Below are 22,485 nucleotides of genomic sequence, written 5' to 3' on the forward strand. Positions count from 1 at the left end.
CTGTGAGGACACAGACCAAGGATACGACGGCCAAATAAATTAACTTCTATATCTGCGAGAAAGCAGTCGGAATCAGGAACATGCGCGTGATATTCGAAACGATTCGGGCATCGGTAAATTCGGGTACAGAGCTAATCTTTTTCCACTCCGGATCACTACTAAATGCTTTCCAGTTCTGATCATGTTCTTCCATGTTGTCGAAGGTCAGCATGTAAGTCAGATTGGGGCGCATGGGACCAATAAGTGTTTCGCCGAAAAACACAGGTGTCAACCCTACCCGTTTGAAAATGGCAATTTCTCCGCCCTGATTAAACATCTCAATCTTCTTTTTCCCGGCCAGTTCATTATGGCTTTCGTAGCGTCGAAGCTCAAAGATGCGTGGCTTTTTCTCAGGTGCTTCCAGCTTAGGCATGAGCGCAAACGCCTTCAGTAACGAACTGTCAATACGTTCATAAGACGGTGCCGTCGCTTCGGCGGTTAAATAATCGGCTCCAGCTTGCTGATAAGCCGCATCACTGGCCAATTTATCGGATGTATTAAAATAATCGTCGAGCGAGTTAAACGGTATTACGGCAACCAGTTTTGTAAATCCCTGTGGGAGGTATTCGGTGAATACACCAATGTTTTTACTCCCTAACCGATTAAGAGCCGGAATGAGCGCATTTTGAAAATAAGTCTCAACTGCTTTCCGCTGCCGGGCATTTTTCAAGCTATAAATCCGCAATTCATAAAACTCAGGATTTGCATTTTGCTGAGTATCTGAAGCGGCTGTAGCCTCACTCAAGGGGTCGATAAAACTAGTAACAGTACTTGTAAGAAGGGATACTTTTACGAAGGTACGTCTTTCCATCAGGAGTATTTTTTGGTAGTTATACTAAAAAATGCCTTGGCATTACTCTGCAAAGGAACAAAGGCGTTCGTTCTATCTTCCTTCTTCGGACAAATTCGGGTTGTTTTTAGCCGTATACGTAACCTCGATTGTCACGCCCCCTTATATAGCTATTCCACAAACTTACGACCTACAGTATACGTTTATAAAAATAGATATACCATAACTTTAATTTTACGACAGATTAAGTATTTACATAATTAGGTACAGAGGCACTATGCTCCATATTGGGCATGATAATGCTGAATATCCTGATCGAAAAACTGTTTGAGTTGTTGCAGCGCTGCTCTCATACGGGTTTTAACGGTACCCAGCGGTAATTTTAATATATCGGCAGCCTCCTGACTGGTGTAATCTCGATAATACATCAGTTCGACAACAGTCTGATACTTAGGCGCTAATTGGCTCAATAGTGACTGATGAAGCATGCCTTCGGCAAACCTTGGGCTCGTTGAGTCAACTTCATGCGCATAGATATACGTAGCAGCCGTTGCCCGAACTTTCCGAGCCCTTAGCTCATCCATAGCCAGATTCCGGGTAATGGTCAATAACCAGGTGAACAAGCGACCTTGCTTAGGGTTGTAGTTCTGACTATTTGACCAGATTTTAATAAAAGCATCCTGCAGTAAATCTTCGGCCCTATCGGGATCTTTGACCAGCCGGAGAAGCACACCGTAGAGGGCTGGCGAATAGGAGTCATAGAGCAGGGAAAAATCGGCAGACCGGTGGTTCTGAAGCGCACACACCAGTAGTTCTTCAGTAGGATAAGTAGCGTTCATGTAGGCAGACAGGTAGAGTAGGAATAAACTTGGAATTTATAAGCTCTCAAGTACGTATGTGCATAGAGCTTATTACTTGAGAGGGTCATAAAACCGTGCCAGTATACGGCAAAGCAGTCGAAAGGGGATAACCCTGCTGATAAGGTGGATTTAGTCGTCAGCCCGGCAAAAAACTCAGTACTAACTGTGGTCATAATTCCCCGCAAATGGGATTTTACGGGGAATATCAACCAAGCTAACCAAATGGATAGTAGTAATCCAATGTCGAGCCTTTCTACAGAGGCAGATACACGCTAAAGGTTGCTCCCGATCCTGGTTTGCTCGTTGCGGTAATCGCTCCACCATGATTGACAACTACCTTTTCACAGATCGCCAGACCAACCCCTGTTCCGGCAAACTCGTTCTTACCATGGAGTCGCTGAAAAACCTGAAAAATGCGATCTCTATATTTCTCGTCAAACCCAATTCCATTATCAGCCACGTCAATCCGTAGATAAGCCATAGTCTGGCGGGCAGGTTTTACAGAAACAGGCAAGTCCTCAGCTCGTAAGGCAGTGGCTCGTACAGTAATATGAGGTACAGTCGACTCACCTGACTGGCTTTTACGACTAAACTTAATCGCATTAGACAGCAGGTTCAGAAAGAGTTGACCTAATTGGGAGGCATCACCCTGCACAGTGGGTAAAGCATCTACCTCAATATGAGCGTTTGTCTCACCAATAGCTACCGATAAATTATCCAGTGCCTCATCAACGACCTGACTAAGTGATACAGAAGCAGTTACCACCTGGCGGGTTGAAATGCGCGAGAAGGACAGCAGATCTTTTATCAGGAGCGACATCCGACTAGCCGCCGACTGCATCCGCTCCAGATAAACCAGTCCCTCACCAAAAGACGTCTCATAGCGATTCCTGAGTAAATCGCCAAACTGCTGAATCTTACGTAGCGGCTCCTGCAAATCATGGGAAGCAATGTAGGCAAACTGCTGTAAATTCTGATTGGAGCGGGTTAGGTGTAGATTGGCTTCTTCAAGCCCCTTATTCGCTTTCACGATTTCTTCACTGGCTGCCGTAAGCTCTTCATTGATGGCCGCCAGTTCTTCATTAGTAGCCGCCAGTTCTTCGGTGCGTTCCTGCACACGATGTTCCAGGGCTAGTTGAATACTTCGCTGTTCGGTAACATCCTGCGCTGTACCGCTAATGGTATAAGCTTTGCCCTCTTCGTCGAAAAAGGCTTTCCCTTGTGCATGGATAATCCGTTCTCGTCCGGCCTGAGTGGCATCCAGAGTATATTCCACATCGTAAATACCGTTGGTGCCAGGTGTCATGGCATGGGTCATGGAGGCCTTAACCAATGGTCGATCTTCTTCCCTGATCGGGCGATAGGCCCGCTCAATTGTAATGATCTCATCTGGCCCGATACCGCACCATGCTCTCAATCGTTCAGAATAGTCCAGAATGCCCGTAGTCAGGTCAATTTGCCAGGTACCCAGTTCGGCCAGTTCGACGGCGCCCCGTAGCGATGCCTCGGCCCGCTCAACTTTCTGTCTGGCCAGCACCTGCTCAGTGACAACGGTAGCCAGAACCATTACGCCCGTAACTATACCTTCTACATTTCGGATCGGTGTATAAATAAAGTCATAATAAACGTCTTCCAGTTTTCCATTGATCATGAGCCTGGCGGGGGCTGCATAGGCGGAATAAAGTTCTCCGGTGCTATAAACCTGGCTAAGCAGCGCAAGAAAAGGCTGGCCTTCCAATTCTGGCAATGCCTGCCGAATAGGTTTGCCAAGAATAGTCGCATCCTTCCCCCAGGAAGCCAGTACGGCTTCATTGGCGGTTTCGACAATCATATCTTTTCCACTTAGCAAGGCGATGGCAACGGGTGCCTGCTCAACAATAGTGCGAAAGCGGACCTCACTCTCTTCCAGTTTTCGGCTAGCGATTACTTTATCGGTAACATTAGTAGCGGTAACAAGAATGCTGGCAACCAGGCCGTCTGTACCCAAAAGCGGTTTATAGTCGAAGTCGACATAAACGTCTTTTAATACGCCATCTATTTTATGCGTGACCAGCGCATTCGAAGCCGAGTAGGCTTTTGCAGTCGTAAAAACATCGTCTAATATGTGTAAAAATGGCTGGCCTTCTAATTCTGGTACGGCCATCGCCAACGGCTTTCCAATTACCTCGCGACCCTTTCCCCAAATAGCCAGAATAGACTGATTGGCCACTTCAATGCGTAACTCCCGCCCGGTAAGCAGGCAGGTGGCTACTGGCGCTTCTTCGACCAGACTTCGGAACCGATATTCACTTTTTTCAATCGTTTGTCGGGCTAGTACCTGCTCGGTAACCTCATAAGCAAAAACGAGAATACCATCCGTTTTCCCCTGACTATCAATGGTTGGCTGGTAAATAAAATCAACATAAGCAACTCGCGACTGCCCCGAAACGTTGAGCAGAGTAAGCTGAACGTTTTTGCCCGCAAAGGGCCTCTGGGTAGTATAAACAGTATCCAGCAGCTCATAAAATCCTTGCCCTTCCAGCTCTGGTAATGCCTGCCGGATAGGCTGTCCCAGCGGATTCCTCCCCCCGATCAGCTGTTGATACTCGGGATTGGCCAACTCATACACATGATCTGGCCCTCGCAGGATACAGAACGAAGCAGGAGCCTGCATAAAAAAGTTGTACAGACTCTGATCAGCTTGCTGCCTGATCTGGCTATTCAGTAGCTCATTTTGAGCTAACAACGCTTGTAATGCCTGATTGCCATCGGTGGGCTCATCGGGCTTGACAGCCATATCAGGCGATGAGTCGATGGCTTTTACTTTCGCTTCTACAATCTGGAGCAAGTCAACTACCTGATCGGCACGTTGTTCCATCTCCGAAAGGCCCAGACGGGCTTCAGTTACGTTTCCCTGCTGATAGAGATTAACCAGTTCTCGTGCAAGCCGGTGAAGTTGGCCATGGACTTCTTCCAGTTTATAAACTTCGGGAATGGATTCGTAGTGAATCAGGGCATGCGTATAGAGCCACTTGCCTACTGCACAGGCATATTGAGACAAGACGCGCGTATCGGAGGCATCCCCTTCTCCGTATAGTATTGCCCGGAGCCGACTTTTAAACAGGAGATGATTGGCTTTAGCCTGCTGGAAATCTAGGGTAGGTAACAAGGTATCAACGTGACGTAATTACGGTTGGGTGACCAACGCTAACGATATGGTAGCAAAAGGCATACACCCAAACAGTGTATAAACTGAGGAATTGTTTTAAAAACATTAATTTCAGGCTAACTGTTTGAATCTACTTTTAGTCTTCCAGAGAAATCCCCATTTTTGGGTACTAAATACCTCATACAGGGTTATCTGATGAATGAACTGTCAGCAAGAATAGTGCTTTTCCTGCGTTTAAACTGCTTTTCGTTCTTTTTTTCATGGCTGGCATGATTTTGTATAAACCAGCCAGTAATCACATTCACCACTAGTTTAATTAGCTATGAAAAATTACTTGAAAGGCATCCTGACTGGTGTCGCTGCTGGATTACTTATTGGCTATCTGACGGCTCCTAACTCAGGGAAGAAAACCCGTAAAAAGATTGTTAAAGCCCTCGATAAGCAAGCCAGAGAATTGACCGATGGCATTAGTGAGCAGTGGGACAAGACAATCGCAATGGCCGAGGACGTCGTTTCCAGTGTAAAAGGATAAGTCCACACGGGTAGCGATAAGCAGCCTGTATTGTGCTTCATGAAATAAGGCCTTGATCGTTGATCAAGGCCTTGTTTTTTTTGGAAATTCCCAGCGATTCAGGCTAAATCCAGTAGCAAATTTCAGGCTAAAAATGGGTAGAAAAGAATGTCGCAATTCACCCCAAAATTGCCGTTTATAGCCCCTATCGAAGTCGTTTTAGAGAGGTAAATTTGTATTGTCAGTCAGCCAAACAACAACTACACATGACACAGACCGATTCTAAAAACTTAACTCCTGCAGCCATGAAAAAGACAAAAATCACGTACTGGATATTAACGGGTTTATTCGCATTTGTTATGACGGGTTCAGCTATTCCCAATATCATGGTCAATCCAATATCTGTACAGGGGTTTAAAGAGATGGGGTATCCAATCTACATCATCCCCTTTCTGGGCTGGGCCAAGCTATTGGGTGCGGTGGCTATACTGGTACCGGGCTTTCCGCGCCTTAAAGAGTGGGCCTATGCCGGTCTTATTTTCGACCTGCTGGGTGCTACGTATTCCGTCGCGAATAGCGGTAAAGCTTTCGGCCAGTGGGCGCCTATCTTTATCTTTGTGGCGCTGGGGTTTGGCTCGTATATTTTCTATCACAAGAAGCTAAAAGAAACTGCTGCTATTACTGAAGCGAATCAATCAGACTTTCGAATAAAGGGAAGCATTCAATCTGTTTAGAAGATCACATCAGCGAACGAATACATCAATGGCCTTGAACGCAGGTAGCTCCTATGTTCAAGGCCATTGATCTTTAAAAGCCTTTATAGATCTGCGGTAATAAATGATTTGAATTTTATAATTTTACCGCATGGAAAAAGCGGAGACACTCGAAGAGTTTTATAAGAAGAAGTTTAACTGGTTACCCGAAAATCTGCAACAGGATATTGGCCACTTCAATGTATTTCGTCTGGAAGATTGCCTGGGATTGGGAGCCCCTGGCGTGCAGTACAGTCGCCGGGACTTTTATAAAATCAGTCTGATCCGGGGAGAAAACGTGTACCACTATGCCGATAAAAGTATTCAGATCAACGGCACGACGCTCATGTTTTTCAACCCGAACGTGCCCTATACCTGGGAGTCTTTATCAGACGACAAGACTGGCTTCTTCTGCATATTCACCGAAGCGTTTTTTACCGAAAAAATCAGGGGAAGTCTGAGTGAATTACCCATGTTCATGGCGGGGAGCAAACCAGCTTACATTCTAAACTCTACTCAGGATGAGCATATTAGCGCCTTATTCTTAAAAATGATTGATGAGATAAACTCTGATTATCAATATAAATATGATTTACTGCGCAATTATGTAATGGAGGTAATTCATTACGCCTTAAAGAGCCAGCCTTCCGAAACGTTATATCAGCATCAGGATGCCAAATCCCGAATCACCGCCGTTTTTGCTGAATTACTCGAACGGCAGTTTCCCATTGAATCGCCTTCACAACGGTTCAAGCTACGTTCCGCCAGTGATTTTGCCCAGCAGTTATCCGTACACGTCAACCATCTGAATCGGTCCATTCGGGAAACGACAGGCAAAACAACCACCGACTATATTGCCGAACGAGTGGCCAGCGAAGCCAAAGCTTTATTGAAGCATACAGACTGGAATATATCCGAAATCAGTTACAGCCTTGGGTTCGACGAACCGGCTCATTTCAACTACTTTTTCAAGAAACAAACCCAGCTAACGCCATCTGCTTTCCGAAATGTTTGAATTTGGTAAGTATTGGTTTGGATGTCGCAATGCTCTGCCCAGTTAGCTCCCCTACTTTTGCTCCCGTTAAACGAGCAAAATTATGGATACTAAGAAAGTATGGTTTGTTACGGGTGCATCAAAAGGATTAGGGCTCAGTCTGGTTAGCCAATTACTGGCAGAAGGACACTCAGTAGCAGGCACTTCCCGCAACGCCGATGAACTACGTAAAGCCGTTGGTGAGGAGCATGCTCAGTTTCTACCCCTACAAGTTGACCTCGCCAATGAGCAGAGCGTAGCGCAGGCTGTTCAGAAAACTCACGACACGTTTAAGCGAATCGACGTTGTCGTTAATAATGCAGGCTATGGCATTGGTGGCAGCATTGAAGAACTAACCGATCAGGAAACTCGCGATAGTTTCGACATTAACGTATTCGGTACGTTAAACATAATCCGCCACGTACTGCCTTTCCTACGCGCCCAGCAGTCGGGGCACATCATCAATATTTCGTCCATTGCCGGTATAACAGCCAATACGGGCTGGGCTATTTACGCGGCCACAAAGTATGCTGTAATGGGCCTCTCCGAAGTGCTGGCCGATGACGTTAAATCGTTCGGCATCAACGTTACGGTGGTGGCACCGGGTGCCTTCCGAACAAGTTTCCTGTCTGCTGAATCATTGCTACTGGCAAAGCATCCCATCGACGCCTATGAGCAGGTCAGGGCTTCGCATGCCAAATACCTGAACATGGATGGCGTACAGGCCGGTGATCCTGCTAAAGCCGCAGCCGCTATGATTCAGATCGCCAATGAATCAAATCCTCCTCTGTATTTACTCCTAGGCAGCGACGCCTATCAGCGGGCACTAAACAAAATCGACCTGCTTGGCAAAGCATTTACAAGCCAGGAAGAACTAACAAAATCAACTGATTTCTAATCCATTACACTAAAAACCAAGTATAATCATGAGTACTCAATCACAACAGACAAAAAAAGTGTGGTTTGTAACAGGTGCATCAAAAGGCCTGGGACTTTCATTAGTAAAGCAGTTACTGGATCAGGGGTTTAACGTAGCTGCCACATCCCGAAACATCAATGACCTGCGTCAGGCTGTCGGCACAGAAAGCGATAGCTTTTTACCATTGGCAGTCGATCTGAAAACCGAAGCCAGTGTTGAACAGGCTATTAAAGCTACGGTTGAGCATTTTGGTCGCATCGATGTAGTCGTCAATAACGCAGGTTACGGTTTGCTGGGCAGCATTGAAGAACTAACCGACCAGGAAGCGCGTGAGAATTTTGATGTCAATGTATTCGGTTCATTGAATGTCATTCGTGCCGTGATGCCGCATTTGCGGGAACAGCAATCAGGCCATATTTTCAACATCTCGTCGATTGGTGGCTTCACGGGTAACTTCCCCGGCTTTGGCATCTATTGTGCCACCAAGTTTGCCGTAGAAGGCTTTTCGGAATCGCTGGCTGCTGAGGCCAAAGCCTTTGGCATAAACGTGACGATTGTTTCACCCGGCTATTTCCGAACCGACTTTCTTACCGCAAATTCACTGGGTGTCCCCAGCCGTCAGATTGACGCGTATGAAGCCGTACGAGCAAGCCAGCAGGCGCACCAAACGCAGATCAACGGCAATCAACCCGGCGATCCCGAAAAAGCCGTAGCAGCTCTGATTAAAGTAGCGAATGAGCCAAATCCACCCCTTCATTTATTTCTGGGTCAGGATGCGTATGACATGGCATACGCGAAGATCAACGACGTTAAAACTGATCTGGAAACCTGGAAAGGCGTGACGATTTCAACAGGTTTTGAGGTTGAGAATGCTACCGTTTAATTGATGGGGTGTACCCACGGTCTTCAGGCCGTGTTTATTTCGAAACTAACACGGCCTGAAGACCGTGGGTACAAATAAATCAATCCGAACTATGGGAAATCAATCGTCAAACTTTCCAGTTTCCCATCCGTCAAAACGGGCGTTTTGACATGCCGGAAGTTGTTTCCGCTCACCGTAATGTTCTGGGTTTGCTGACCATTCAGTTTCAAAAGTACATCGGTACCAACTTTAGGGAAACAATTATGAATAAAGGCATCTTCCACGTTGATCAGCTCCATCACAGGCGTATTGATATGGGGTGTTCGTGAGGTCACTCCGTCGATTTCCAGGTCATGCACATTACTGGCTTTAATCGATGGCCCACTCTCGGTATTGACTGTGACGTTATGAAAGGCAATATGCTTAGCCTGGCTCATCACAAATCCTGTTTTTGCCTGGAATTCTAAGCCACTGAAACTGATATTTTCGATGGGCATTTCGTCTAGACCGTTTAGAAAACCAGCCTGATTCGTTTCAGCAGTAATGTGGCTGAAATGAATATTTTTGAAAGCGGGCGTTCGCTCTGAAACGGGTTCGGGTTGCGTTTGAGCATACTGCATATCGAGTACAATGGCCTGCTCCCGAATGTTTTTCATAATAACATTATCCACCCGAATATCCTCAACAACTCCTCCCCTGCCCCGTGCCGTTTTAATCCGAATACCCCGATCGGTACCGTCGAATATGCAGTTGGAAATCGCTATTTTCTTAACGCCCCCCGACATTTCACTACCGATGACCACGCCACCGTGTCCTGCCAGCATGGTACAATTTGTAATAGTATAATTCTCCGCTGGTACATTCATTTTGCGGCCCGCCCGATCTTTACCTGATTTAATGGTAATACAGTCATCACCGACGCTGATATGGCAGTTGGAGATGTGTACATAGCGGCACGATTCGGGATTTATGCCATCTGTATTGGGTGAGTGCGGATTATTTATCGTAACACCCGTGATGGTTACGTTCTCACAAAATTCCGGATTGACCGTCCAGAACGGCGAGTTACGAATGGTAATACCTTCGATCAGGACGTTTTTACAGTGCATAGGCTGAATGAACGGCGGCCGCAGAAAACCCTTCTCAATCCAACCTGGCAAATCGGGATGCAATACGTCTTTGTTCAATCGGTGAAATTCATCCTGCCACTTTGATCCCGGCGATGTCTTCACAGTCACCTCCGAATAGCCCCACCATTTTTTACCATGCCCATCAATGATTCCCCGTCCGCGAATGGCAATGTTCTCGGCTTTGTAAGCGTAGAATAAAGGCGAAAAATTCGTCACGTCCGTGCCCTCCCAGCGCGACAGTACCATCGGCAGATAATCGTCGAAATTATCGCTAAAATGCAGTTCAGCACCGGCATCGATCAGGATGGTAATGTTGCTTTTAAGGTGGATTGGGCCGGTCAGGTATTTGCCCGGTGGAAAATAAATGGTTCCTCCTCCAGTCTTCACCGCTGCGTCAATGGCTTTTTTAATAGCCGCCGTTGCGATTTTAGAACTGTCGTTTTTCGCTCCGTAGTTCAGTACGTTGTAATACATCCCTGATTGGCCGAAAGCGGTGAAGGCGGTTAGACAAAGAAAGAGAAGCAGTCGATTTTTCATATAGTTGGTTGTAATTAACCTCTGGCGTTTGCCCTCACCCCCCGTTCTCGCTTGGCTACGCCGAGTGAGGGCTATTTTTTAACGGCCTCTGGCCGGTGAATTAATTACATTATGTCAAAAACGGGCCAGAGGCCCTTGAAGTAATAGTCCTCACTCGGCGTAGCCAAGCGAGAACGAGGGCAAAAATCAACCCTGCTCACGTTGGTAGCAACTACACAAGGCAAGCAGGGTGAATACAATCCGATTAACGCTTTACTTATTTTAATGGGTCGAATGCACCGCCCCAGGTGTTATTCTGAATCAATTTTGGGTTATTGTCGATAGCCGTTTGTGGGATGGCAAAGAAGTAATACTCTGGCTTCCAGGCGATATCATACTTCGTATCCAATTGTTTGAACGCGATGGTGAAGTAGTCGGTATACGCCTGATCCAGACTTACATTGTCGCGGTTCGTGGCGAAATCTGCGGGAACGCCCGTTGTTTTCAGGTTGATCGTTACACCCGTTCTGCGGGTGCCGTTCAGTGTTTTTTCGATCAGTTTCCAGCGACGAAGATCCCAGAAACGTTTGCCTTCAAAAGCGAACTCAATTTGCCGTTCGTACAGGATTGCACTGAACAGTTCGGCACGGCTCATGTTGGCTTTCAGACCGTATAAACCGTCGGTACCTGCTTCGATACCCGCCCGCTTGCGAATGGCTTTCAGTTGCGTGTACGCTTCGTCCAGTTGGTTGATACCCACAGCACTTTCAGCCAGATTCAACATCACTTCGGCAAACCGAATTTCGATCCAGTCGGTACCCGAATACTGAACGTCGCCCGCAGCGGCTGTTGGATTAATGGCTTTCCGCGCATAGAAGCCCGTATTAGTCGCCTTCGATTCGACCGTTTTACCGCCTACAAAATAGGTCCATAATTTATAGGCAGTATTGCCATTGAGCGGCCAGGTTGCGCCATTGTAAGCAATCGTTTTGTCAAAACGAGGGTCTCGGTTTTTGTAGAACAGCTGATCCGAATACGTGTATTTGGTCGATTCTCCCGCTTTCTTACCGTCCAGCATCGGGAAGGCTTTCACCATCTCCCACGATGGCTGATTCGAGCCACCACCGGTTCCGGCATAGGATGGGCGAGTACTGTTATCATAGCCATTGTTTTTCTTCGTCTGATCGCCCGTAGCCGTGTTGTAGCCTGTAATGAAGACTGCTTCAGGGTTGTTGACCTCCTGGAACCACAATTGATCGAAGGATGCATGAAGTCCGTAGCCATTCGTCGTCAGCAGATCATACGCCTGTTTGTTGGCCGTATACGAAGTCTGCCATTTGGTCTGATCGTCGGTTGGGTTGAATTGGGGACTAGCTGCGTACAATAGGACCCGGCCTTTCAACGCAGCAGCAGTTCCTTTTGTAATCCGGCCCCAATCTGTTGCTGCCGACCAACGGCCCGGTACCGATGCAATTGCCGAATCAAGATCGCTTACGATTTGCGCAAAGCATTCGGCAGTACTGTTTCTAGGCAGAAAATCAAGCTGTTTGGCTTCAACACCAACGGCGGCCTGTGGCGATAACACTAGAGGAACGCCCCCGTATAAACGTACGAGATCGAAGTAGCGCCAGGCCCGGAAAAATTGCGCCTGAGCCCGAAGTTTATTTTTAGTGAACTGAGGCAATGTTCCACCGTTCACATCGCTCAAAAACATATTGATGACCCGAAGCTTGCCGTAATTGTTGGTCGCATCAAGTTTAGTCCCAAAGTCTGCAACTTCATTGATAAGCAACGAGCCCTGCAACAGCTTACTATCGGCATACGATTCATCTGACAGACCACTTATCCCCGTAGGTTCTGGCCCTAACGAACCAATGGGTGCCGGTAAATTCTGATCGTAGATATAATCGAGGTTCAGTTGGGTAAGTGTCGAATCTTTAAAGATCAACGTACCACTAGTCGAGCTCAGATCGGTTTTATCGAGCACCTCCATACAGCTTGTCAACGCAAGTGACGAGCAAAGGGCGACGAGTAATTTATAGGATAGTTTCATTGTATCTGAGGGAATTTTACAAGCCAAGATTTAAACCCAATGAGAATGAACGGAGTACGGGATACGCATCGTAGTTACCTGAGTACGATTTAAAATCATACGGATTGTACAGATTGAGCGGGTTCGTTGCTACTAAATAAACCCGTACCGTGCTGAGCCCGGCTTTACCCGCCAATCTATTCGGAAGACCATACGAAATGTTCAGGTTTCGAACGGATGCCTGGGTTGCACTTCTGAACCAGAAGTTGGAATCAACTGTATATGTGTCTTTGTAATACGGACTTGGGTAAGCCGCATTCGGGTTGTCGGGTGTCCAGTGGTCCGACCAGAATACAGGCCGGTTTGCAGTGGGTGTGGCTTGTGTCCGGGCGGTGCCTTCAACAAGTGCCTGACCACCAAATGATCCGCCAATGACGGCCGCAATCGAGAAGCTTCGGTACGACGCGCTGAAATTGAAACCAAATCCGAAATGGTTGTTCGCTTTCTTGTTCAGATAGTCCATATCGTCGGTCGTAATTTTCCCATCGGGAGCGGTGTATTGTCCCGATGCATCTTTGGGGCCTCGTACGTCCTGATAATACAGCATGCCGGGTTTGGGCGCGGCCCCGAAGAGTGTATACCCTGGATTTTTTTCCAGATAGCTATCCACATCCTGCTGCGTTCTGAACATTCCCAGATAATGGTAACCCAGAACGCCCACATCCGTTGAACGGCCAGTCGGATCTAAATACGTCCCTTGTACGCCTTTAGCGACGTCGACCAGAATTTGTTTGTTATCGCTCCAGCTCAGGAATGTGTTGACTTTATACGACCAGTCGCTGCCAACTTTGTCGTTCCATCCCAACGAAATCTCTGTTCCGAAACCATCGACGGTTGCATAATTTTCGGAGGGTAATGTGGCACCAACTAACAGCGGTACTGACGATGACAGGGACGTCAGCATATTGTAGCGGTGATCGTAGAAGGCATCCACCGTAAACGACAACCGGCTTTTCAGGAACTGCATATCCAACCCAATGTTGTACTTGGTATCATTGTCCCAACGAGCCTGACGGTTAGCCATTGAATTGTTGGGTAAAACGGCCAATCCACGATCTGAATTACCGCCGAACACGGCTGCCTTGCCCGTCTGAATCGAATAGCTGGTCAGCCAGTTATACGGCTTGGTCGCGTCTCCTCCCATAAAACCAATCGAACCGCGCAGTTTCAGGTAGTCGATTCCGCGAACATTGTTTTTAAAGAAAGGCTCTTCAGAAATTACCCAGCCTGCCGAGAACGATGGGAACAAACCCCAGCGATATTCGGGCGCAAAGTTGGTCGAGGCATCGTAACGAATGGCGCTTTCAAACAAGTACTTATTTGCGTAGCTATAGTTAATACGAGCTGCATACGACAGGAAACCCGTTTCGGACTCCGTTTCTGAGGTTGTCTGCGTACCCGTGGCATAACGCATATTGTCCAGACCATCAATGATAACGCCCTCGGCCATGGCCGCTACCTGATCGGAATGCGTTTCGGCCTGCTCGAAGAAGGCAATGGCCGTGATCTGATGCTTACCAAACTGGCGATCGTAATTCAGATAGCCATTGAATTGATACGCATCGATATAGCCCGGATTGATCCGAACCCGATCGCCATTGTTCAACGACGTTGTCTTGATCACATCCCCCCCATAAATGTGCTTATGGTCGCCCAGCATCGAGAAACTATACACATTGTATTTCGTACCGTACTGTTTTCCGAAGCTGTTATCGAGCGTACGACTGTAGAGTAAACGGGCTTTCAGGCCTTTTACGCCTGGAATGGTGTATTCCAGATTGGCCGTTACGTTAAAGCCCGTCGTTTTGGTTTGGGTGTAGTTATTCGAATTCTGAACCTCGAAAAAGTTAAAGGCGTCGATGGTATTTGTGTTGCTCGAATTCGACAGCAGAACGGGTAAACCATTGACATAAGGCGGATTAAACTGAGACGTGTAGAGCAGGCTCTTCATGTCATTCTCAGGATTTTCACCCCCTTGCTTCAGGAAATACATGCGTTTGTTACCGAGGTAGCTGCTCAACGAGATAGCTGCTTTTAACCCTTTGGTCACCTGCATATCGGCGCTGGCCCGGAATGTCCACTTGCTGTTATTAATATTATCGAAGTTGGCGTCCTGCGCATTGTAAGAAACACCCGCAAAATAGGTTGCCTTTTCGTTGCCTCCACTCACATTCAACGCATGCCGCTGAACGGTCGATGGTTTCCAGGCTGTGCGGAGCCAGTCGGTATTATGATCTTTAAAATACGCGAGTTCGTCGGGGGTATAAATCAGTGGGTCGGTGGCGAGTTTGCCACCCGCATAGTTCATATCATTCAGATAGGTAGCCTGTTGCACTCCATTCATCATGGTAGGCAATGTGGCATCTGAAATACCCGTTGAGCCACTATAGCTGAATTTAGGCGCTCCCACTTTACCGCGCTTCGTTGCAACAACAACAACGCCCTGGTTAGAACGAGCGCCATAAATAGCCGCAGCCGCATCTTTCAACACCGAAATCTGGTCTACTTCTGAGACATCGAGCGCATTGAAATCATCGGCCGACCGGACAACGTTGTCAATAACATACAGCGGTTGCAGCGTTCCACCATCTTTCGACAGGATAATCGGATTACGAACTGTAATCACAGCATTATCACCAGGTCGGCTGGTTCCCCCTGCAACCCCAACACCGGGCAATTGACCCGTCAGTACTGCCGACAGGTTATTCACCGGAAGATCCTGAACCGATTTCATGTCTACCGTAGCAACGGCACCGGTCAGGCTGGCTTTCTTTTGCGTACCATAGCCAACCACGACAACTTCGCCCAATGCGGCCGCATCTTCTTCCAGTTGAACCGTCAATCCATTCCGTCCGCTTACCGGAACTTCTTGGGTTTTAAAGCCGATATAGCTAAAAATCAGCGTCTCATTTCCGGTTGGCAGGTTTAGCCGAAACATACCTTTGATGTCCGTAATTGTCCCGGTCTTCGTTCCTTTAATTAAGACGTTTACGCCGGGTAGTGGCTCGCCTTTAGCATCCTTCACTGTCCCGGTAATATTCTCCAGCGGGGCTTTATGCGGGGCAACTGTTCCAGGAAGTCGGTTTCCCTTTTCTGCGTAACAGACCTCCTCCGTGAACCCTCCCAGGAGTAACGCACAGACCAGTTTTACAGCACTGGTGAGCAGCTTTTGTGTTCGTAAAGGCGATAACATGTGTGTATGATTAAGGATAAGATTGTTGTGATCTATTCTTTGGATTTACCCGCTTCTTTTTCTTTAGCGATCCGCTCTTCCCATTCTTTGCTTGCCTTTTTCATGTCGATTCCGGCAGCAGACAGGTAATTATTTATTCGCCCTTTGTACTTGCCGAACATGGCATGTTTCTTCTCGGATGTTCCTTCATCCATTGCCCGTTCGCGCGCTTCGGTCAAATAGGTGAGTATTTGTGTTTTCTGGGCGTCGGTCAAATCCGGCAACATGGCCTGATAGCCTTTATAGGTAATGGGCAATACGCCATAAGTCATACCATCTTTTACCATGTCAACCTGCTGAGCCGTTAAATCGCGGGCAAGGATAGTGAGATAGTCATTGTGTAGTGTGGCCAGTTTACGAGTCGTCTCCGTTTCGAACGCTTCTTTCTGTGCTTGGTCAGTCAATGTTGCCAGAGCTTCTTTTCGGCCTTCCTGAATGTCATTCAGGCTTCGATACTGTTGAGCGATTTCTGTTTTCACGCGCTCTGCAGCCTTCGAATCGGTAATGCCCAACGTTGCAACAATCTTAGTCGCGCGTTCTGTGATGACGCGGGTGTAAGCAGCTTCTTTGCTTTCAATTGTCTGATCTTGTCCTACTGCTGAAGCCACAACTATAAGCGTCAGGAGACTACCAAACCAAAGATTTTTTAGCGTACTAGCCATCTGTAAAATGGGGTAAAAAGGTTATTTTTCAGGTTAAACAGACCGATTTATCGAGTGTGCTTGCAGGAGGTAAAAACCGTCATTAAGCGAGCCTTAAAAGCAGACAAAAGCATGATTAAACAATACTTTTCTATAACATGATACAAAAATATAGTACATTTTCCGGCAAGAACTGCATTTTTTTGTCAATTTATTATAGGAAATTATCATAGAATAAATATGACTTATCTACGATATTTCTTTTAGGTTTGTATATTGATCGCTCAGATACTCTCCAGGGCTCAACCAGAGAAGATTAGGCTGATTAGAATCAAATGCAGGGTCAGTAGGCAGACCGGTGCTTATGCTTATATACTATACAAATCGAGACCGTATTGACTAGATTTGCCAATTGCCATGAAACCATTATTCCGAAAAGTCACTGCCAATCTGGAGAGCTCATATACGGTTCGGCATAACATTTTGCCGCACTTTAAGAACATCTGGCATTATCACCCCGAGCTTGAACTGCATTATATTCTTAAGGGAGAAGGCGTCCGGTTTATTGGCGATAAAATCAGCAATTTTTCGCCCGGAGAAATTGTGCTAGTTGGCGAGAATCTGCCGCATACCTGGCGCAGTAATGAAGAATATTTTCATAACGACCCTGACCTCAACATCGAGGTTATTGTCATTCAGTTTCTGCCCGACTGTTTGGGCGATCATCTCTTAAAACTACCCGAAGCGTACCTGATTCCAAAGCTCTACGAAAAGGCTAAAAGCGGTATGGTCATCAATGGCCAGACTAACGCCAAACTGGCCGAACTGATGCGCAGGGCTATCGATGCGACTAACTTAGATAAGCTGATTATTCTGCTGTCGATTCTAAAAATCCTGGCAGAAACGAGTGAGTACGAAATGATTGTGAATGGGCGGGCTGTATTTTATCAATCCAATGAGACCGATACGCTGCGCCTGAACAATGTGTGCAGCTACACGCTGGAGAACTACAAAAAGGATATTACGCTGGAAGAGATTTCGGCGATCAGTAACCTGAGTGTTACGTCCTTCTGTCGGTATTTTAAATTAATGACCAATAAGACGTACTACGATTTCCTGATCGAAATTCGCATTAGTCACGCTTGTCGGGCATTAATTGAAGACAAAACTCCTACTGAAATCATCTGCTTCGATTGTGGGTTCAATAACGTATCGAATTTCTATCGTCACTTCAAGAAAGTGACGGGCCTGACTCCGCTGGAGTACAAGCGGCAATATTTGAAAAAAGGGAAGGTAGTTGCTTAATGATGACGCAAGGTTCTGGCCTTGTGTCTACTATTCCCCGGCCTCTGGCCGGATTGTAATAAACATCAACATAAACGACTCTCCCTAGTCTTTGGGAAGGAGTTGGTTGACCAGCCGCTCAAGCTGGGCCTGCTTCTGCTCCATGACTTGTAGCTTCTGGTCATAGTGTTGTTTGATCGTTTGTAATTCGTCTCTTTGCTGCTGATTCGCTTTTTCTAGCTGGATACTATATAACGTTAATTCCTCAACCTTCTCTAAAAGAGTAGTATTCATCTTAAGCAGATCGATGCCTTCGTTAACTACTTGTTGAGCAGAAGGCACACCTGGTAAGTGGCCATGCTGGCCAATGAAGGCGGCCACTGAGGATAAGGGCCTCAGTGAGTAGGAGGAGGTAAAGACATTATCACTCCATTCATTAGCAGTATTGATGCGAAGCCGGTACCGAGCTTTGATTACATCCCCTCGTTCACTCACGGTTAGAAATTGATCACTCGAACGTACCGAGGGACTAGTTGCGGTTAGCTTCGTTAAGCGTAAGCCGCTGGCATCTGGTGTTTCACTGACCACTTCTAAGCGAGCCGTAGGAGCTGACGTCCCAATCCCGACGTTGGCCTGATTGCCCAGAACAACTGCATTGCTCACAGTCACACGGGCATCTGCCCCAATAGCCGTAGCATGGTGTAAATCGACTATCGATTCGGCGCTGGTTTGATGGCCAAGCAGGGTATTGCTGTTGCCAGCCCATTGACCTCCACCCGCTTCTCCGCCCAGAATCAAGTTATGCTGACCTCTGCCCGTGCCCGATTGGACGTTGTAGCCCATCAGTATATTATCATTGCCTGTGGTGACTGCCGTGCCCGAGTTTGGCCCAATGATAATATTGGTACTGCCTGTCGTATTATTATAACCTGCCTGGTAACCCACAAACGTATTGAGAGCACCCGACGAGTTGGTATAGCCTGCTTTGGAGCCCAGAAAGATGTTATTAGAAGTCGTCGAGTTGAATCCTACCGAATCGCCAATCATTATATTTCGCGAGCCAGTTTGGTTATTGTAGGCTGCGGAGGGACCAATAGAGATATTGGAAAAACCAGAGCCATTATTGATACTAGCCTGGTATCCAATAAACGTATTATCCCCCCCAGAGCTATTATTAAAACCTGCCGAAGTACCCACAAAGGTATTTCTGGCACCTGTAACATTCAAAAAACCTGCAGCAGTCCCTACAAACAAATTATTGAACCCTGTCGTATTGCTTTTGCCCGTCTCACCGCCCACAAACGTATTTCCGTGACCCGTATCGTTGACAAAGCCTGCCTGATAGCCTAAAAAGGTATTTCCGAAACCCGACGAGTTCGTATAGCCTGCCTGATAACCCACAAAGGCATTACGGTCACCAGTCGTGTTGGAAAAACCGCTACTGGATCCCACAAAAACGTTACCACTGTTTTGGTTGCTTTTTCCGGCTTGATAGCCAACGGCGACTACATCAGAAGCCAAATTTACCCCCGCCTGGTGGCCTATCAGGACGTTACGGCTTCCCGTACTGTTATTATAGCCAGCTCCTAAACCAGAATATACATTAAAGGAGCCAGTGGTATTGGAGAAACCGGCCTGATAGCCCGTAAATATGTTGTTATTCCCACTGCTAACATTATTGCCTGCCTGGATACCTATCAGCGTATTGTAAGTGCCAGGGCCTCCCGAACTTGGGCTCGTAGCAACGTAGTTCGTTTGAGTGAAACCCAGGTTAGGTGTGGCTACCCAAAGAAAAAGCCAATAATATAGTTTATTCATGGCAGTATTCAGTAAATCAACAGGATCATTATTGCCTCTCAAGTTATCCACTTACGTACTGAAAATCAATAGATTAATGGAGTTTTAATAACCTACTGAATGATCGCTCAACTTACGGGTAATTCCAGGATTCGGCCGTTCCAGTGTGTATAGCTTGTCAATACAAAAGGGCCCGCCGTTGCGGCTAGAGAACACAAAGTCGTCAGAAACTAGCTTTGTATTCTCTGGCCGCAACGGCGGACCCTTCTATGTTAACTACAAGAAGCTACACCACACTCAATTCCAGTTCATTTTGCAACTGGGTGTAACTCGCATACAATCCTTCAACCTGCTTGCCAATTTCGGGTGTAAACGTACCTACACTACGTCGGGTAAAGGTGCTCATGTCAAATCCGCGTAGTTGCAGGAAGTACTTCGAAACGGTTGGATAGACATTGTGCATCACATCCATATTATCGATCAGGAATTGTTGAACTTTCGCGACTTCGTCCTGCAAATCGACGTTATTGTAATTCCGGCAAAGCCAGACGATCAACTCGGGAAAGTAGTTACCCTGAATGCAGGACAGCCCCGCTGATCCCGCTTTCAATGACTCCACTGCGTGAGCCATGTAGGCATCATACAGGCCAAAGCCAGGGCGAGAAGCCAGGCGTATTTTCTCTTTGATTTGCGCTAGATCCAGCGACGTATCTTTATGGTAGATAACCCGGCCGGTATTCACAAACAACTGAAGTTGCTCCGGCGAAATCAGGCGTTTGTACGGAACGGGGCACTCATAAAATCCAACTGGAACTGTGTCCGTTTGATCTAATAACTGGAAAACGCGCTCATTGAAAACGGCATCCGATTCGGCTTCGTCGGCAAGCAGACCCGTAATTAGAATAACAGCTTCGGTACCTGTGTTATGCACCCGTTTAATAAAATCAGCCTGCTGCGCAATTGGACCGCCAAAGGTACCTGTGGCTACAACGGGAACGACTCCATTTACAACCTTAATGACATGTTCGATAACCTGAATGCGTTCCTGCTCGCTCAATTCGAACATTTCGCTCGACAGGCAATTGGCAAACAGACCAGCCGCGCCCGCTTGTAAGTAAAGCTCCGTGAGTCTTGTCAGGGCATCGAAATCAATGGCACCGGTGTCGGTAAATGGGGTGAGCATCACCGGAATGAAGCCCTTTTCAACTGTTTTCATATTATTCATTGGAGACTATAACTTCTTTTCTGATTTGTTCCGACGAGCGGCCTTTGCTTTTGGTTACGAGTAAGCCAACCAGGAAAATAGTGAGCGTCCCGACCACAATAATCATGTTGCTGTGCAGTGGGTTGCGCAAATAACTGAATTGGTCGGGAAGATTGCTGGAAAAGGTCATCCAGACAATGACCAATACGCCAATACAAGTGGCAGTCAGTGCTTCATGGCTATTAGTTCGCCGACTGATCAGGCCCAACAAAAACAGCCCGAGCATACCAGCGGCAAAAATACCGGAAAGCGTCCACCACGTATCGAGAATACTTTTTACCCCAATCATGGCTAACCCAGTCCCTAAACCCAATAAACCAACTACCACAGTGGTCAAATGAAGCAGGCGAAGGAGCTTTTTATCAGATATGTCGGCGTTGATATACCGCTTGTAAATATCTTCCGTAAATACCGTGGCCGATGCATTCATACCTGAGCTAATCGTACTCATAGCGGCCGACAGAATAGCAGAAATGATCAAGCCCATCAGGCCAGCGGGCACTTTGGTCACCATAAAATGCGGCATCACTTTATCGCCATAATCGGCAGGCTGAAGCGTAGCCATGAGTCGAGAAACTTCTGCCGCCGAAGCTGTAGCCGGTAGTCGATCCATCGCCACCTTTTGCTTGATGGCTTCGATAAATTCGGGGTGGACCTGATAATAGGCAAACAGACAAGAGCCGATCACAAAAAACATGAGTGAAGCCGGTACATATAGCCAAACGCAAAGCCAGAGCGATTTCGACGCTTCTTTGGCCGACGAGGTTGTATGATACCGTTGAATGTAATTCTGATCCATCCCGAAGTTATTCAGGTTGATAAAGAAGCCATATAACAGCACCACCCAAAACGAGGATTGTGTGAAATCGGGGGCGTAGCTCCCCAGACTAAACTTGTCGTGCGCAACACCAATATCGACAATTTTGGAAACGCCACCCGGCATCGAATTAACAATTAGGTACAGAATCAGCAAGGCCCCAAAGGTTTTGATAACAGCCTGCACCACTTCTGTCCAGATAACGGCTTCCATGCCCCCCATAACCGTATAGATAATGATGCAAACACCCATAACAACCATGATCATCTGCATCGAATAGCCCGTAAGTGCCTGTAAACTAATCGCGATTCCCAGAAAAATAGAACCCATGCGGGCTAGCTGAGTCAGTAGGAAACAGGCAACGGCATAGGTTCTGGCCCAGGGACCAAAGCGATGTTCGAGGTGCGTATACGCCGATATTTCGCCCGTTTGACGATAGAACGGCACGAAAAAACGAGAGGCCATGTAAGCCGCCAGCGGCATGGACAAACTAAATACAAATGAGTTCCAGTTTCCTCCGAATGCCTTCCCAGGTACACCCAGAAACGTATTGCTGCTCAGGAACGTAGCGTAGATGGACATCCCCAACGCCCAACCCGGAATCTGCCCGGACGCTTTAGTGAATTGGTCTGTATTTTTGTTTTTTCGGGAAAAATAAACGCCAACCAGCACCATTGCCACGAGGTAAGCAGCAATTACGGCAAGGTCGAATAAGGGCAGGTTTTTCATATTTTTCTGTCATTCCGACGACAGGAGGAATCTCAACGTTGTGTATTAGTCAAGCTTGAGATTCCTCCT

Annotated in this window: 16 protein-coding genes; 6 read left to right on the forward strand and 10 right to left on the reverse strand. The window is 47.0% G+C overall.

What is annotated here, in order from left to right:
• Window positions 1-46 precede the first annotated feature (46 nt).
• From GO755_RS09785 to GO755_RS09795, 3 genes are all read right to left on the reverse strand, one after another.
• Window positions 47-850, reverse strand: coding sequence for an NIPSNAP family protein (locus GO755_RS09785; protein WP_157584561.1), 804 nt, complete (start codon window positions 848-850; stop codon window positions 47-49).
• A 254-nt stretch (window positions 851-1,104) separates the two neighbouring features.
• A complete protein-coding gene (locus GO755_RS09790; RefSeq protein WP_157584562.1) occupies window positions 1,105-1,668 on the reverse strand; it encodes an RNA polymerase sigma factor in 564 nt (187 codons plus the stop codon).
• A gap of 274 nt (window positions 1,669-1,942) precedes the next feature.
• Window positions 1,943-4,837 (reverse strand): PAS domain-containing protein, encoded by a 2,895-nt coding sequence (locus GO755_RS09795; RefSeq protein WP_157584563.1) that lies wholly within the window; start codon window positions 4,835-4,837, stop codon window positions 1,943-1,945.
• Between the two features lie 322 nt (window positions 4,838-5,159).
• Between GO755_RS09795 and GO755_RS09800 the strand changes: the two genes are divergently transcribed.
• The 5 genes from GO755_RS09800 to GO755_RS09820 all read left to right on the forward strand — a co-directional run bounded on the left by GO755_RS09800 (window position 5,160) and on the right by GO755_RS09820 (window position 8,935).
• Window positions 5,160-5,369 (forward strand): YtxH domain-containing protein, encoded by a 210-nt coding sequence (locus GO755_RS09800; RefSeq protein ID WP_198174793.1) that lies wholly within the window; start codon window positions 5,160-5,162, stop codon window positions 5,367-5,369.
• A 284-nt stretch (window positions 5,370-5,653) separates the two neighbouring features.
• Window positions 5,654-6,082, forward strand: coding sequence for a DoxX family protein (locus tag GO755_RS09805; RefSeq protein WP_157584564.1), 429 nt, complete (start codon window positions 5,654-5,656; stop codon window positions 6,080-6,082).
• Window positions 6,083-6,212: 130 nt separating this feature from the next.
• The gene (locus tag GO755_RS09810; RefSeq protein WP_157584565.1) at window positions 6,213-7,115 is read left to right on the forward strand and encodes a helix-turn-helix domain-containing protein; all 903 of its coding nucleotides are present in this window, start codon (window positions 6,213-6,215) and stop codon (window positions 7,113-7,115) included.
• Between the two features lie 82 nt (window positions 7,116-7,197).
• Window positions 7,198-8,031, forward strand: a complete 834-nt coding sequence (locus GO755_RS09815) for an SDR family NAD(P)-dependent oxidoreductase (RefSeq protein WP_157584566.1) — start codon at window positions 7,198-7,200, stop codon at window positions 8,029-8,031.
• A 28-nt stretch (window positions 8,032-8,059) separates the two neighbouring features.
• Window positions 8,060-8,935 carry an oxidoreductase gene (locus tag GO755_RS09820; RefSeq protein WP_157584567.1) on the forward strand — a complete coding sequence of 292 codons (876 nt, stop codon included), beginning with the start codon at window positions 8,060-8,062 and terminating at the stop codon, window positions 8,933-8,935.
• An 89-nt stretch (window positions 8,936-9,024) separates the two neighbouring features.
• Here GO755_RS09820 and GO755_RS09825 read toward each other — a convergent pair whose 3' ends face one another.
• The 4 genes from GO755_RS09825 to GO755_RS09840 all read right to left on the reverse strand — a co-directional run bounded on the left by GO755_RS09825 (window position 9,025) and on the right by GO755_RS09840 (window position 16,546).
• Window positions 9,025-10,581 carry a glycoside hydrolase family 28 protein gene (locus GO755_RS09825; protein ID WP_157584568.1) on the reverse strand — a complete coding sequence of 519 codons (1,557 nt, stop codon included), beginning with the start codon at window positions 10,579-10,581 and terminating at the stop codon, window positions 9,025-9,027.
• Window positions 10,582-10,837: 256 nt separating this feature from the next.
• Window positions 10,838-12,613, reverse strand: a complete 1,776-nt coding sequence (locus GO755_RS09830) for a RagB/SusD family nutrient uptake outer membrane protein (protein ID WP_157584569.1) — start codon at window positions 12,611-12,613, stop codon at window positions 10,838-10,840.
• A 16-nt stretch (window positions 12,614-12,629) separates the two neighbouring features.
• Complete coding sequence (locus tag GO755_RS09835) at window positions 12,630-15,845, reverse strand: SusC/RagA family TonB-linked outer membrane protein (RefSeq protein ID WP_157584570.1); 3,216 nt, start codon at window positions 15,843-15,845, stop codon at window positions 12,630-12,632.
• 32 nt (window positions 15,846-15,877) lie between these two features.
• On the reverse strand, window positions 15,878-16,546 hold the full coding sequence (locus GO755_RS09840) for a DUF3826 domain-containing protein (RefSeq protein WP_157584571.1): 669 nt from the start codon (window positions 16,544-16,546) through the stop codon (window positions 15,878-15,880).
• Window positions 16,547-16,942: 396 nt separating this feature from the next.
• On the opposite strand from GO755_RS09840, the gene GO755_RS09845 reads away from it, so the two are divergent.
• The gene (locus GO755_RS09845; protein ID WP_157584572.1) at window positions 16,943-17,830 is read left to right on the forward strand and encodes an AraC family transcriptional regulator; all 888 of its coding nucleotides are present in this window, start codon (window positions 16,943-16,945) and stop codon (window positions 17,828-17,830) included.
• 84 nt (window positions 17,831-17,914) lie between these two features.
• On the opposite strand, the gene GO755_RS09850 is transcribed toward GO755_RS09845, so the two are convergent.
• The 3 genes from GO755_RS09850 to GO755_RS09860 form a co-directional block, all read right to left on the reverse strand.
• Window positions 17,915-19,627, reverse strand: a complete 1,713-nt coding sequence (locus tag GO755_RS09850) for a cell division protein ZapB (RefSeq protein WP_157584573.1) — start codon at window positions 19,625-19,627, stop codon at window positions 17,915-17,917.
• A gap of 265 nt (window positions 19,628-19,892) precedes the next feature.
• On the reverse strand, window positions 19,893-20,831 hold the full coding sequence (locus GO755_RS09855) for a dihydrodipicolinate synthase family protein (protein ID WP_198174794.1): 939 nt from the start codon (window positions 20,829-20,831) through the stop codon (window positions 19,893-19,895).
• Complete coding sequence (locus tag GO755_RS09860) at window positions 20,824-22,416, reverse strand: sodium:solute symporter (RefSeq protein ID WP_157584575.1); 1,593 nt, start codon at window positions 22,414-22,416, stop codon at window positions 20,824-20,826. The genes GO755_RS09855 and GO755_RS09860 overlap by 8 nt, the downstream gene beginning before the upstream one ends.
• Window positions 22,417-22,485: the final 69 nt, after the last annotated feature.

This window comes from Spirosoma arboris, from assembly GCF_009754945.1.
Lineage (GTDB): Bacteria > Bacteroidota > Bacteroidia > Cytophagales > Spirosomataceae > Spirosoma > Spirosoma arboris.